Below are 1,565 nucleotides of genomic sequence, written 5' to 3'. Positions count from 1 at the left end.
GCTCGGGCATCGAAAACGAAAAAATCGCAAACCTTTCTTATTTCGTGAACGGCGCCGAAGTCCTGAACCAGGAAGTTGGAATCCGCATGCATGGCGGGATTTCAAGGACTTTCCAAAGCAAATCAATCGCGCTTTATTCGCGTTCCGATTACGGAAAGCCAAATATGGATTACAAATTCTTCAACGACCTGCCATACGACAGCTTCGATAAGCTTGTTTTGCGCAACTCGGGCGGTGACTTTCACAACACGATGTTCCGCGATGCGATGAACCAGGAAGTCTGCCGTTTCCTTTACCCTGACCGCGAAGCCTGCCAGAACACGATTACTTTCGTGAACGGCGAATATTGGGGAATCCTGAATTTGCGCGACCGTTACGGCGACAGCTATTTCAAGCGTGTTTACAATGCCGATGCGATCGACCATTTGGAGGCGAATGCGGTTCCAAAGGAAGGCGACGCTGCGAATTACAATGCGATGATCAGCTACATCGGCTCGCATCCGCTGTCGGTTCCTGCGAATTATGATTATATCAAAACCCAGCTGGATCCTGAAAACTTCGCCGATTATTTTATCGCGAACATTTTCCTTCTCAACGAAGACTGGCCGAACAACAACATCGAATATTGGAGAAACAAGATCGCCACGAACAATCCGGGAGCTGCAAACGGCCTTGACGGACGCTGGCGCTGGCTTTTCCACGATATGGACAATACCTTCGGAGTGGTTTCAGACAACGTCAACCTCAACAGCCTTGCAATTGCGACATCGGTTGACACTGCGCCGACGAATCCGGACTGGTCTACATTCCTGCTTCGGAAAATGCTTGAAAACCCGACGTTCAAAAATTATTTCATCAACCGTTTTGCCGACTTGCTCAATACTTCATTCCTGTCAAGCCGTGTCACGTCAATCATCGAAACGATGAAGAATGAGATTTACGGCGAAATCCCTGAGCACATTGCGCGCTGGAAATCACCTGCGAACATTGGCGATTACGATTATTACGTGCAGAGCGAAAAAGATTTTGCGACTCAACGTCCGGCGCTGCAGCGAAACCACATCCGCTCGGTTTTCGCGATTTCTTCGAACATCAATGCAAACCTTGATGTTGACGACGCGTCGCACGGCTATGTGAAAATTAATACGATCGACATTAAAGACGGAACTCCGGGAATTGTAGGAATTCCGTATCCGTGGACGGGAGTTTACTTCTCGAACATTCCTGTAACTGTGAAAGCGGTTGCGAATCCGGGGTTTGTTTTCAGCAACTGGAGCGGCGCATCGTCGAGCACATCTGCCGAAATCACGCTTACACCGTCGGCGACTTTCAACCTTGTTGCGCATTTTGTTCCGCAAACCGTCGCGTCAAGCCAGCCGATTTATTTCTGGATGATGGACGGAACGATCCCGAACAACCAGCCGCTGCAAACGCTTAACTCATCATTCCATGTTCCGGCTTCATCGGGTGTGATCCAATACCAGTCGTGCCTTGTCGGTTATCCGTTCACTTCTGCCGATCCGCTTTGGAGAAAAGCATCGATGGAACGAAGAAACAGCCCTACG

At 49.4% G+C, this 1,565-nt stretch carries 1 protein-coding gene; it reads left to right on the top strand.

Going from position 1 to position 1,565, the window contains the following annotated elements; all coding sequences use genetic code 11:
* A partial coding sequence (locus tag EOO50_RS17600; RefSeq protein WP_290841594.1) for a CotH kinase family protein occupies positions 1-1,565 on the top strand: 1,565 nt, incomplete at both ends.

It is taken from the genome of Flavobacterium sp. (assembly GCF_004211145.1).
Classification (GTDB): Bacteria; Bacteroidota; Bacteroidia; order Flavobacteriales; family Flavobacteriaceae; genus Flavobacterium.
Note: the sequence above shows the minus strand (reverse complement) of the source record. Positions and strands in the feature narration are given on the sequence as shown.